Here is a 13,241-nt window from a genome sequence, read left to right as displayed (position 1 = left end):
AACTACGTGGAAATAAAAAATTTTAATAAATATAAAACAAAATGGAATATAGAGAGTGAAACAATTATTAAACCAGGACTCGAGATGATCCAGGCTGCAATGCAGAAATTGGGCAATCCCCAGGACAAGCATAAAGTTATTCATGTGGCTGGGACAAATGGAAAAGGCTCTACAATCGCTTTTTTGACAGCATTAGCAGGCGAACATGGCTTGAGTTATGGATCCTTTACAAGCCCAAGTATAGTCGATGTACATGATCAAATTCAGATAAACGGTATACCCATTACAGAAAAACAAATGGATAAAGCTTTTGCCCTTATGCAAAAAAGAGGGATAAGTGGTATGTTAACGGATTTCGAATTACTAACAGTGGCAGCCTTTTTAATATTTGAGACAATGGAATTAGATGTTTTATTCATTGAAGTAGGCATGGGAGGACGTCTCGATAGTACGAACATCATGAAAAACTCAATAGCTGTTATACCTAGCATTTCCATTGACCATACAAATTTCTTGGGAGATACAATTGAAAAAATTAGTTGGCATAAAGCAGGGATATTAAAGACCAATAGCCAATTAGTAATAGGATCCTTATTAGAACCAGCAAAAAAAATCATGTACAAAGAAGCAGAAGACAAAAATGCGGGAGTCATAGAGTACGATAAAAATTTTCGAGTGGAGAAAGAACGCTATACATATAAAGAATATTCATTTGCAAATTTAAATCCTCAAATGATAGGGGAGCACCATCATTCAAATATGGCATTAGCTATAACTGCATTGCTTATAAGTGGTTTTGATCTAGCAGAACCAAAAGTCCAAGTAGCTGTGAAGAATGCTAGATTGCCGGGTAGAATGGAGAAAATAAGAGATAATCTTTATATGGATGGCGCTCATAATAGGGCAAGTGTGGATGCCCTAGTAGAAACGTTAAAAGAGAGATTTCCAGATAAGCAAATACATTTTATCGTAGGCATATTAAAAGACAAGGAATATAGTGTTATGTTAAGGAAGTTAGAGGAAATCGGTAGTTCTTTTGAATTCGTTAACTTCCAACATAAGAGAGCTTTAGATGCAAAGGTTTTATATAACCTGTGTAAAAATAGTTCAAAAGTTATAAAAGAAGAGGTGGGTGAAGTAGATCTCAATGATAATTCTGAATATTCCGTTACAATCGTCACCGGTTCTTTTTATTTCATTGCTGAGTTAAAGGAAAAAACAGGAATTTAGTAATTGAAACATTCAGGGTAATTAATGATATAATAATTTAAGTATAATGAGAACTTAGTAGTAGTTATTTAGTATGAAAGGAGATTAATAGTCAGATGAATTTTTCGAAGAAAGCACAAAGAATTATGTTTGCTTTGTGGCTATTATTTGTTCCTGCTGGAACTCTCTTAGTGTATTTATATTCCCCCACTAAGCCTGGTGATTGGGAAGGTTATGGGGCTTTTTTACTGCTAGCATTATTGTCGAGTATTTTTCCGTTTTTCATAGCAGGAACTACATTTATTTTAGTAATTTGGGTTCAAATAGCCATCTTTTTAAAATATGGAATTTTAGCAGAGCTAATTTCTATGCAGATATGTATGATTCCTTTAGTTTATCATTTGAAAATATCTAGAGATACCTTATTTAAGTATTTTTATAATTCGTTTATGTTCTTTTCTCTTTCTGTTTTAAGTGGTTCTTTAGTTATGTATTTAGGCTATGAAACTGGTAGTATTATTTTAAAAGATGTTATTATATATGGATCTATTTTTGCTATCTCTTATTTAATTATTAATCATCTTTTCCTCTTTATGAGAGAATATTTATGTGATATGAATCCTGTATTTTTCTCCAAGGATTTATACTGGGAATTTGCATGTCTGTTTATAACATTACCTTTTGGTTTAGGTTTGTATCTGTTTGAAAACACAACAGGCACAACGGCCTTGTGGTTATTAGGATTACCTTTGTTATCAATTACATTATTGATAAGGATGTATAGTGATTCCGAAAAAGTAAATGCGGATTTAAATGAGGCAAGTGAGTTTGGTCATCAACTTGCGGATCGGATGACGACGAATGAAATTTTAGACATGTTCTTGAAAAGATTATCTAATATGTTCCCATTAAACGCTGGATATATTGTAGATAATATAGAAGATAATTTTTTTATACTACGAGCTAGAGAAGATGGACAAAACAAAGAATTGGAATTTGGGCATGAAGATATAAAATATAGCCTAGCTGGTAAAGTATATGAAAAGGGTGAGCCAATTCTCTATAACAAACAGAATGAGTGGTATCATATGCGACCTCCTTTTTTAGCAGATGATATGGAGAGCGTAATGTGTGTACCTATCTACAGAAATCAGAAAATTGAGGGTGTTCTAATATTAGCTGCTAGGGACAAGTTTGCATTTGAACCATATCAACTTAAAATAATACACCTTCTGTGCTCATATTTTGCCGTTTCCTTAGAGAAAGCCAGGTATGTAAGAGAAGCCGTTGAAAAAAGTGAAATCTGTGAATTAACGAAGATTTATAATTATAGATATTTAGATAACCAATTAAAATCGGATATTTCAAAGCTAAATAGCGGAGCATATAGGAACGTGTCATTAATCATGATGGATATTGATAAGTTTAAAGCTGTTAATGATACGTATGGCCATCATAGTGGAAATATTATCTTACAAGATTTTGCAAATATTGTTAAACAGGAAATAGGTTCAAACGGAACAGTAGGAAGGTATGGAGGAGAAGAATTCGTAGTTCTCCTACCAAATTATTCGAAATTACAGGCGATGAATGTTGCCGAGCAACTACGTAAGAAAATCGAACAAACACCATTTATCGTACCACTCGATTTAGGTGAAATAACAAGAGATGAAATAATCTTCATTACTGCAAGTATTGGAGTCTCTTCAGCGCCAGAAGACAGCGACGAAGGAATGTCTCTACTTCGTAATGCCGATAGGGCGTTGTATATTGGAGCTAAACAGGCAGGTAGGAATAGGGTTGCGGAGTATGTGAAATAAATAAACCTCACAGTTCATTTGGCACTGACTACCCTTTTTGAGACAAGAATAAAAACCCCTATTATGCAGCCAATTGACGGTATTGAACCGGCGATTGGCTGTTTAGTTTCGTTTGAATACGGATATTGTTATAATAAGTAATGTATTCTTCGACGATACTTATCACACGCGCATTAGTTGTGCGGTAAATTTCGTCGAGGTAGAACGTTTCTGACTTTAGCGAGGAGTGAAACGTTTCGATAGGGGAATTATCAGCTGGCGTGCCTTTGCGGGACATGCTCATGATAATTCCTTTTTCTTTGACTGCTTTTTGATAAGCATAGGATGTATAAACGGAACCTTGGTCACTATGCAGAATACACCCTTCGGGTAGCTCAGGCAATTGATAGAGCGTGTCCAACACAAAGTCGGTGTCTTGTTTAAATCCAATAGTTTGTGCCACAATCTCCCCATTGTAGACATCTAGAATACTAGAAAGATACATCATCGATTGGCCAAAAGGCAAGTACGTAATATCTGTGACTAACTTCTCCAAGGGCTTAGATGCTGTAAAATCCCGTGCCAATAAATTCGGTGCGACATATGCGGGCTGCCCGGTACGCTTGCGTTTCTTCACCTTAACTTTACATTGCCAACCATTTATTTGCATGATACGCTGCACAGTCTTCTCACAAACTCCTGGGTACAGAGTGGCAATCTTGCGATAACCATATCGGAACCTATGTTGTTTGCATAAGTCGCCAATCTGCTGATCTCGAATTTCTTTTTGAGTGAGTTGATCCGCATTCTTTCTCCAACGATAGTAGGATGAGCGACCTACACCTAGGTGCCGACAAATCTCGCCTATTGGCATAATGTCCTTTAATTCTTTGACTAATTGGATGACTACTTTTGGCGCCACTTCCTTTCCAATTCTGCGTACTTTTTTAAGACTTCAATTTGCTGTTTCAAGTACCGATTCTCCAACTGTAACTTGGCTGTCTCACTGTCGTATTCTGGCCCTTTACCGAAGGTATATTGTTTACCAATTGGTTGATGGAGACGGTGGATTTCTCCATTTCGATACCACCGCATCCATGTCTTTAATTGCGTCTTATTACGAATGTTCAACTGATCCATTACTTCTTTTACCGGCACCTTAGCCAAGCGCATTTCAATTGCCTTCATTTTCACTTCTGCTGGATAACTAACTCTTGTCCCCATAGAAAAAACACCTCCGCATTGAATTTAGGTATTGTATACCCGTTTTTCAACGAAAGGTGTTTTTATTTGTCTCATTTGTTTAGGTCAGTGCCATTTGAACTGTGAGGTTTATTTTTATATTTTTCTTTCTTTTACAAGGGGGGGTTCAACTTTGTAAATGATAGGTTCTGGTTGTTTTAGATTTGAGAATGTTTCTATTATTTCCTGATCGTAAATAATTTGTAATCGGGATTCTCTAGTTTTCTGACCGACTTCTCCTTCAAAATAATCATTACTATTTATTTTAGTTGCACCGGTGAACAATTTATCGCTTGCTCTACCTCGTATAGCGTTTAATACGATTCTTCTTGCGGATATTCCACCTTCAATTCTAATATTTGAACCAACCCCATAAATTTCTAAATCTTGTTCCGAGTAGAAGAATCCTTTAATTTGACTAGGGTTATCTTGGTTCACAGAGTTATTCGAAATTTTAATTTGACCTTTTGAAAAGATTATTAAAGATCCTTGTTTACCATCTGTTAATGGTTTTCCATTGATTGTAGAATATTGTATCTTCACTTCTCCTTCAACATAAAGAAGTACATTACTTTTTAAGTTTGCTCCTTGGATGTTGACGTTGCCTTTTACGTATATTGGACCATCTAAAGTAATATCCGAATAATTGTTAGAGTTATATGTGGTGTTATTATTTCCTATTTGAAGATTTCCTCCTACATATAATCCTTTAGTGAAAGTAGAATTTGAATTTGTTAATTCTAAACTTCCAATAGTTGAAAATTGGTTGAATCTGTTGGTACCATTCATTTCAAAGGATCCACTTTCTTTTTCAGTATCAACGTTTTTATATTCAAAACATATTAGGAACCCACGGACACACTCTCTAGTCCTTTCAGTGTATGTAGGGATAATTTTTGAACTGCTTTTATTTACATTTGAAATTGGAATTTTATTTACTCCAGTAGAATAATATTCACCAGAAATTAAAAAAAAATTTGCTTTTTGATCAGTGATTCCAATTGGACTTATAACAGGATCCCTCTGAACAATTTTTGGGACTTTCTCTCCTGAAAATAGATTCTTCATATCAGTAGTTCTAGAATAAGTTGAACCCGTAAAAGTATTTCTATCTATATGATTATTGTAACCTGTATTAGTAGTTAGTCTATAACTATCTTTCCCTAGTACTAATTTTGAATTTGTAGATCCATCAGAGGGTATTGATTCTGGTAATAGACTTTGAATCCATTGTTCTCCGTTGAGGTAGGCATATCCAAAATTTCTAGTAATAATATTTCCATCTACTTTAAAATCGCCCTTAACAGAGACACCCCCGTGTAAATATAAATTCCCTTCACCATCTTGTATCCCATCTTTATCATTTATGTTTGTACCTACGGCATATTTCAATGTTTCAGGAGCGGATTCTGCACCAATTTCAATTTCAGTTAAAAGTATTTTAGTAGAATCTCCAGATTTACCTTTACTTTCAAAAACAATAGATTTTCTAAGTTCATTTTCAACTGTTGGCTTGTTCTTTTCGAAAGTAGGTTTAACTTCTTTTATACAAGCATTATAGCTACCTGTCTTCCCATTAGAATCTGCTATAGAACCACCCGACGTGCACTTATATTTATTAACTGTAGAATTTAGCAAATTAATAAAATTTGTTCGAGTGAGACCGTTGTTTTCTTCTATTTTTTTCGTGAGCTCCGAATTAATTTGATGAGTAATTCGATCAATTCCTTTTTCAGAAAGATCTTGAGATTGGATGTTATCTTCTCTTATTTCATTTTTAGACATACCGCTAATACTTATTGATAACAGACTAAGACCTAAAATACTAAACAATATTAAGATAACAAGTGTGATTAGCAACGTGTTGCCATGCTGTTTACTTATAATAGGCATCTAACTTTCCTCCTTGTCATTAATTGTTCTTATTTCATTTTCAAATTGTATTTCATTATTCCTTTTTTTATTTATTAAAATTAAATTTATTTTATAGAGGCCATTATCTACTTTTTCTAAAGTTGAATTGTTAGAAATACTTATATTCTTATTGTTCGTATTGAATAAATCTCCGTGGATAAGTAACCTGCCATTTTCAAATCCCGTTTTAAAGTTTGAACCGGAATTTGTAACGATGAAATAGTTTCTGTTAGAGAATTTATCTGGAAAGGTGGATATTTCAGTTTCTTTTGTAGTGTATATTTCTTTTACTAACAAAGCCATTAAATAATCGGCTTCGTCTCTTAAAGAGTTTGTATATTTGATATTTTCATAATGATCTAAACCTTTAGTTAATAGATTGAAAGCAAAGAAAGACAATGTTATTGTAATAATAAGAGAGGCAAGTAATTCAATAAGTGTAAGACCTTTTTGATTTAGAATGTTATTATTCATATGTTATGTACCCTTCTACTGAGCTATTTGTCTTTTTTGTACTTGAAGTAACTGTAACAATCACGCTAATCATTTTTAATTCCTTTTCCTTATTTGTTTGTGATGCATCTATTGTTACCTTGTAGTCCTTATCATTTATATGGGCTATATGGTTTTTCGTTTCTTTATATAACGCTAAAGACTTTGAGTCTACTTTACTCAGGCGTTCAAAGGGATTTAGTTTTATTCGTTCTAATTCTGCATCAGCTAGATAAACTAATACTAATTTTTCATTGTTACTACTAGCAATTTTGTTTGAATTTATAAAAAATTGGGAAAAGGATATTAATATTATAGCGATAATAACAAGTGATCCTAGAACTTCCACTAAGGAGAATCCTTTATCATCTTCCAAGTTTTTACCTCCTCTTAGAATGAGATTAGTATTAGATTCATCATATAGAAACAATAGAAAATTTTCAAATAATACTTTTATATTAACTGAATTTTAAAAGATGATACTTTAGTCTTGTGCATTATATTTTTTTTTAAGTTATTATAATTTTTGAGAGATAAATTTGGAGATTTAGGACTATTATTAGAATTAATTGAAACGTATTATATTTATTGATTTTAAGGAAGTGACAATTTGAAGTTTATTTATAAGACTTTTGTTCTAGTTATTTTAATGCTAGTATTAGTATATTTGGGGACTTATCAACTTACACAATCACTTCAACAAGTGAGTGCTAATAGTGAAAATGCAAATTCAAGTATTGCTGGAATTATAGTGGAAGACTTAAAGAAGGAAGAAATTATAGATTTATTGAATTCAGAAATCGAGAATTGGCAACAAGATTCAATACATATTATTGGGAATGGAACGGATATAATTTTATCACCAGAATGGTTTGAGTTTGATGTGGAGGGCACGGTAGAAGAGTATCTTTATCGGACAAATAAACCATGGTTTGCTTTTTGGGAATCAGAACCATTAGTTCAGATGTCTTTGATTGTGAATTTACAGGATGATTTAAAATATGAGCTTCAAAAGAGTTCTCATTTAAATTTAGAAGAAACGCTGAATAATATTAAGATAGCTGCTGAGAACTTATCAAAGGAGCCTATCGAATCTGTAATTTTAGATGCTTCAATACTTGAATCTGAGCGGTTGGCTTTTAGTTTAGTACCTGCGTCAGCAGATTTAATAGGTTTGCTTGAAATAATTGAGGTTTTGGATGAAACAGTTCTTTATTCTGGAGGAGAGATATCTTTCAACAATTTTTTGAATGAAAGTAATATAGCCTATAATGACAAAACGGTTGATTTTATTGCTTCAGCATTATATAGCACGGTGTTGAACACAAACTTTCAAATTATTGAAAGGCATTCACAAGGTATTATACCTACCTATCTAGAACCAGGGGTTGAGGTGGATGTAGAATTAGACGGGTCGAAAGATTTTATATTTCTAAATAACAATGTTTCTCCAGTAATAATGAAATTGTATATGAAGGGTCCTGATCTTTTAGTTGAGTTATATTCAATTCCTTCAGAAGTAAAAGCAATATATGAAGTGGTAGAAAAGGAAATTATAAATTCAAGAACAATATATCGATATTCTGCGGATATGAAAGTTGGACAAGAAGAACTAATTCAAGAGGGTAAGCCTGGTCTGAGAGTTACAGTCATTCGAACTATCTCTGAAAAAAAAGGACCATTTGAAGAGCGCGAAGAGATTAGTCGTGATTATTATCCTCCTACACACAGAATTGTGATGAAATCACTCGAATCTTATTCGGACGTATCTGATGCAGATTTAGTAGAAGGAACAGATTTAAATGGTGGCGGGTTGGTTGATATTAACAAGACAGAGCAAGATAATCTTGACCCTTCTGTTAATACTGAATCAGGAAGTCAAAATGATGAGAAATCTGAGGTCGAGGATTTAGATAGTTTTCCTCCTGGAAGTTATTATGATAAGGCAGGAAATATAATTGTACCAGAATAAAAGCGTGAAAGTTTTGAGGTGGGAATTTGAGAAACAAAACTCGGAAATTATTAGGAGATTTATTAGTAGAATCTAATGTTATTTCTACAGAACAGCTGACTCATGCGCTAGATAGTAAAAATATAGGTGAAAAACTGGGTGATTATTTAATAAGTGAAAATTTACTAACTGAGCAACAATTAATAGAAGTGCTGGAATTCCAATTAGGAATTCCCCATGTAAATCTCAATCAACACTCTATTGATCCAGAGTTAATACAACTTGTCCCTAAAGAGTTAGCTAAACGCACTAACATCATGCCTTTGAAAAAAAATAAGAATAGATTATTAATTGCAATGGCAGATCCTATGGACTATTTTGCTATTGAAGAAGTGCGTATGGCTACAGGATGTCAAATAGAGACAAGTATCGCTGCAAAAGATGATTTATATCGAACTATCACAAAATACTATGATTTACAAGAATCAATGGATCAAGCACTAATAGATATGACGCCGACTGAAATAGAAAATGATAATCAAATTACAGATGAAGATTCACCGATAGTTCGCTTAGTTAATCAAATAATTGTAAATGGCGTGGCACAACGTTCGAGTGATATTCATTTTGATCCGCAAGAGACTGAGTTGAAAGTTAGATATCGTGTAGACGGTATGTTAAAAACGGAACGTGCTCTTCCTAAATATATGCAAAATGTAATATTGGCTCGTATTAAAATTATGGGTAATCTAAACATTACAGAAAGCAGAATACCACAAGATGGACGAATTAAAATAACGGTAAATATGAGAGCTATAGATATTAGACTTTCTACTTTACCAACTATTTATGGTGAGAAAGTTGTTATGCGTATTCTTGATATAGGCAATGCTTTAAATGATTTAAGTAAATTAAGTTTTAATGATAAAAATTTAACTGCATTTACTAATATGATTGAACATCCTAACGGAATTGTCTTACTAACAGGACCTACGGGATCTGGGAAATCCTCCACTCTCTATGCAGCTTTAAATAAGCTGAATAACGAAAATGTTAATATCATCACTGTGGAAGATCCTGTTGAGTACCAATTAGAAGGCATCAACCAAATTCAAGTACGAGAAGAGGTTGATTTAACTTTTGCAGTAGGGCTTCGTTCAATATTGCGGCAAGATCCAGATATAGTAATGGTAGGAGAAATACGAGATTTAGAAACCGCTCAAATTGCTGTAAGAGCTTCTTTGACGGGGCATTTAGTATTAAGTACTCTTCATACTAATAGTGCTGTGGAGTCGGTATCTAGATTGAGGGATATGGGGATTGAACCATTTTTACTTTCATCATCATTGGTAGGCATAGTGGCGCAACGATTAGTAAGAAACGTTTGTAGGGATTGCGGAGAATATGTTAATCCAAACGAGCGGGAAATAGAGATCTTTTCTCAACATGGTATGACAGTGGAAAAAGTCCGCCGCGGAAGAGGTTGTCCAGCCTGTAACAATACAGGATACCGTGGAAGACTTGCAATTCATGAAGTACTAAAAGTGGATGAATTTGTTAAAGATATAATCCTTACTGGAAAAAGTCCTTCACTATTACGAGGTCGTATGAAAGATACGGGGTATTTAAGTTTACTAGAAGATGGTCTGTTGAAGGTGAAACAAGGGTTTACGACAACAGAAGAAGTCCTTCGTGTAGCTACAGTTAAATGAGGTGAGTTAGATGGAATTCAGTATCATTCAATTACTAGAAAAGACCTTACATGATAAGGCTTCAGATCTTCATTTAACAGTAGGGATAACGCCGGTTTTTCGTGTAAATGGAAATCTAAAATCCTATGGAGCTAATATATTAACAGAAAAGGATACGATTAGAATGTTGGGTGAGTTATTAACTCCCAAAGAGATGGAAGAGTTTGAATTAAAGGGAGAAATTGATTTTAGTTATGCTTTACCTGAACTATGTCGATTCCGAATTAATGCATACCGGCAACAAAACAATGTAGCCATTGCTATAAGAATGATCGAATATAGAATTCCATCTTTAGAGGCATTGGGAATGCCTAATGTACTTTATGCACTTGCGGACAAACCCCAAGGGCTTATATTAGTAACAGGCCCGACTGGTTCTGGTAAATCTACTACGCTAGCATCAATGATAGATTATATTAATTCAACTACTACTAAGCATATTATTACGTTAGAAGATCCGATTGAATATGTACATACACATAAAAAATCAATTGTTAATCAGAGGGAAGTAGGTTCTGATACCAAAAGTTTTTCGACTGGATTAAGAGCTGCTTTAAGACAAGACCCTGATGTTATCTTAGTGGGTGAAATGCGTGATATAGAAACAATTTCGACTGCGATTACTGCTGCAGAGACAGGGCATTTAGTGATGGCAACTCTCCATACTAGCAGTGCACCTACTACTATAGATAGGATAATTGATGTGTTTCCCACACATCAACAAGGTCAAATAAGGATACAGCTAGCGGACGTACTGCAAGGAATCATTTCGCAACGATTATTCATTAGTAAAGACGAAACAGGTCGTGTAGCTGCAACCGAAATTCTTCTGCAAACACCATCTGTCGCGAATCTTATTCGGAATGAAAAGGTACATCAAATCCAAAATGTTATGCAAACTAGTCGTTCTCTCGGTATGCATACATTAGATTCATCTATCAAACAATTAATAACGACAGGGAAAATTTCTTTAGAAGTTGCTAAACCATATATGAATGTAGGTGACTACTAATGGTGGTTTATAAATATATAGGTAGAACATCAAGAGGAACGGTTAAAAAAGGTGTAGTTGATGCTACGAACAAACAAATGGCTATTACTAGACTGCGTACACAAGGCATAAATCCGAGGGAAATAGAAGAGTCTAAGAGTATTCTTCACAAAGAGTTATCTATTGGTGGGAAAGTACGAAACCAAGATTTTGTTATCTATAGTAGACAATTTGCAACTCTTATAAGAGCTGGAGTTTCTATTTTAGAATCTACAAAAATATTAGCAGAGCAGACTACTAGTAAACCTTTAAAAAAAGGATTGCGGGCTGTAGAAGAGGATGTACGTTCAGGTGTCTCCTTTTCAGATGCTGCTTCCAAAAATCCGAAAGTTTTCCCCGCTTTATTTGTGAATATGATTCGGGCTGGTGAAGCTACTGGTAATCTAGATGAATCGCTAGAACGATTAGCATTCTCTTATGAAAAACAATTTAATTTGCAGAAAAAAGTTCAGTCTACAATGGCATATCCATTAGTTTTGCTTTTTTTAACTATGGTCGTCTCGATATTTTTAATGCTAACCATTGTTCCCCAGTTTGTTTCCATGTTCGATGATATGGGAGCAGAATTACCTCTTATTACTAAAATGGTAATGGCGGTTAGTGAATCATTACAGTCATCCTGGTATATATTTTTGGTATTCTTCTTAATTGTTGCTATTAGCTTTAACTTTTTATTTAAAAAAAATGAGCAATTCAACTATTCTATTCATTTATTGTTGCTGAAGCTACCCGTATTTGGAAAGTTACTTCAAAAATCAGCGATCGCGCGAATGACCAGAACTCTTTCCTCTCTTTTCAGCAGTTCTGTACCTATCTTACAAGCATTAACTATTGTTGAAAAAGTTATTGGTAATCCAGTCGTGGGTAAAGTAGTAAGAGAATCGAGGGCTAGTCTTGAACAAGGGAGCACATTATCAGCCCCACTTGCAAAGAGTTGGATCTTTCCTCCTCTGGTTACACAAATGACCTCCATTGGTGAGTCTACTGGGTCACTTGACTATATGCTTGAAAAAATAGCGGACTTTTATGAGGATGATGTTGATCGTACTGTTGATACGCTCAAGTCATTAATCGAACCGCTGATGATTGTTTTCTTAGCTGGAATTGTTGGGACGATAGTAATGGCGATAATGATACCAATGTTTAGTATATACGAACAAATTTAATCTATTTTTAATAAATTTCCACTTTAAGGAGGTGAAAAATTCATGTTGAACGAGATGAATGCACTAAATGAAATGGCAAATAAAGGAGCTAATTATATGAAAAAAATGAAGCAATTATTAAAAAATCAAAAAGGTCTAACACTAATCGAGCTATTAGCTGTAATCGTAATCCTAGCTATTGTAGCTGCTATTGCTGTACCCGCTATTGGGAATATTATTGAGAATAGTAGATATAATGCTGTAAAAGCAGATGCAACAAATGTACTTAGTGCTGCACAATTGTACTTTACCGATGATTCTAGTAAAACAAAGGTAACTGTAGCTGAACTAAAAACTCAAAAATATTTAGAGTCGGAAGGAAAAATTCCAACTGCTTCAGAAATTACAAAAAGTAGTCCTTTAACATTAACCACAACTGCAATAGAATATTCAGGAACTAAAAAAGTCACTTTTTCTGGTGCAACATTAAAAGGAATAACTAATGATATAAATAAAGGTAGTGGAGCTGGTGGTTACACTTTAGGCGCGGCTACTGGTGAAACAGTTACACAACCATAATTAATTTTACTACAGCAGCACAACGCTGCTGTAGTCTCTTAGTTTTATCTTTGAGTAAATGAGTACTTCATTTCCTGAACCATAAAACTAATTACAGCTATGCATGGG

11 protein-coding genes are annotated in these 13,241 nt (G+C 34.1%); 7 read left to right on the top strand and 4 right to left on the bottom strand.

Features of this window, described 5'->3' with window-relative positions; all coding sequences use genetic code 11:
- The first annotated feature begins 6 nt into the window (after positions 1-6).
- Together MKX53_RS11185 and MKX53_RS11180 are read left to right on the top strand one after the other, a co-directional pair.
- Positions 7-1,230 (top strand): bifunctional folylpolyglutamate synthase/dihydrofolate synthase, encoded by a 1,224-nt coding sequence (locus tag MKX53_RS11185; protein ID WP_340911289.1) that lies wholly within the window; start codon positions 7-9, stop codon positions 1,228-1,230.
- Positions 1,231-1,325: 95 nt separating this feature from the next.
- Entirely contained in the window at positions 1,326-3,029 is a 1,704-nt protein-coding gene (locus MKX53_RS11180) for a sensor domain-containing diguanylate cyclase (RefSeq protein ID WP_340911285.1), read from the top strand.
- Positions 3,030-3,090: 61 nt separating this feature from the next.
- On the opposite strand, the gene MKX53_RS11175 is transcribed toward MKX53_RS11180, so the two are convergent.
- The 4 genes from MKX53_RS11175 to MKX53_RS11160 form a co-directional block, all read right to left on the bottom strand.
- Positions 3,091-4,232, bottom strand: a protein-coding gene (locus MKX53_RS11175) for an IS3 family transposase (RefSeq protein ID WP_340910158.1) whose coding sequence is annotated in 2 segments (ribosomal slippage) — positions 3,091-3,962 and positions 3,962-4,232 — 1,143 coding nt in all. Because the reading frame shifts where the segments join, the coding sequence is not laid out codon by codon here.
- Positions 4,233-4,346: 114 nt separating this feature from the next.
- Positions 4,347-6,143: a DUF7305 domain-containing protein gene (locus tag MKX53_RS11170; protein WP_340911282.1), complete on the bottom strand. Its 1,797-nt coding sequence runs from the start codon at positions 6,141-6,143 to the stop codon at positions 4,347-4,349.
- Positions 6,144-6,638 carry a pilus assembly FimT family protein gene (locus MKX53_RS11165; RefSeq protein ID WP_340911280.1) on the bottom strand — a complete coding sequence of 165 codons (495 nt, stop codon included), beginning with the start codon at positions 6,636-6,638 and terminating at the stop codon, positions 6,144-6,146. It abuts the gene before it with no gap.
- Complete coding sequence (locus MKX53_RS11160) at positions 6,631-7,032, bottom strand: type IV pilus modification PilV family protein (RefSeq protein ID WP_340911278.1); 402 nt, start codon at positions 7,030-7,032, stop codon at positions 6,631-6,633. The genes MKX53_RS11165 and MKX53_RS11160 overlap by 8 nt, the downstream gene beginning before the upstream one ends.
- A 234-nt stretch (positions 7,033-7,266) precedes the next feature.
- Here MKX53_RS11160 and MKX53_RS11155 point away from each other — a divergent pair, with 234 nt between their 5' ends.
- From MKX53_RS11155 to MKX53_RS11135, 5 genes are read left to right on the top strand one after another with little or no spacing between them, the layout of a single operon-like run.
- Positions 7,267-8,628 carry a G5 domain-containing protein gene (locus MKX53_RS11155; protein ID WP_340911275.1) on the top strand — a complete coding sequence of 454 codons (1,362 nt, stop codon included), beginning with the start codon at positions 7,267-7,269 and terminating at the stop codon, positions 8,626-8,628.
- A gap of 26 nt (positions 8,629-8,654) precedes the next feature.
- A complete protein-coding gene (locus tag MKX53_RS11150; RefSeq protein WP_340911273.1) occupies positions 8,655-10,319 on the top strand; it encodes a GspE/PulE family protein in 1,665 nt (554 codons plus the stop codon).
- 10 nt (positions 10,320-10,329) lie between these two features.
- On the top strand, positions 10,330-11,370 hold the full coding sequence (locus MKX53_RS11145) for a type IV pilus twitching motility protein PilT (RefSeq protein WP_340911272.1): 1,041 nt from the start codon (positions 10,330-10,332) through the stop codon (positions 11,368-11,370).
- On the top strand, positions 11,370-12,575 hold the full coding sequence (locus MKX53_RS11140) for a type II secretion system F family protein (protein ID WP_340911270.1): 1,206 nt from the start codon (positions 11,370-11,372) through the stop codon (positions 12,573-12,575). The genes MKX53_RS11145 and MKX53_RS11140 overlap by 1 nt, the downstream gene beginning before the upstream one ends.
- A 42-nt stretch (positions 12,576-12,617) precedes the next feature.
- The gene (locus MKX53_RS11135; protein ID WP_445678266.1) at positions 12,618-13,133 is read left to right on the top strand and encodes a prepilin-type N-terminal cleavage/methylation domain-containing protein; all 516 of its coding nucleotides are present in this window, start codon (positions 12,618-12,620) and stop codon (positions 13,131-13,133) included.
- Positions 13,134-13,241: the final 108 nt, after the last annotated feature.

Origin of the sequence: Psychrobacillus sp. FSL K6-4615 (assembly GCF_038008225.1) — a bacterium.
Lineage (GTDB): Bacteria > Bacillota > Bacilli > Bacillales_A > Planococcaceae > Psychrobacillus > Psychrobacillus psychrotolerans.
Note: the sequence above shows the minus strand (reverse complement) of the source record. Positions and strands in the feature narration are given on the sequence as shown.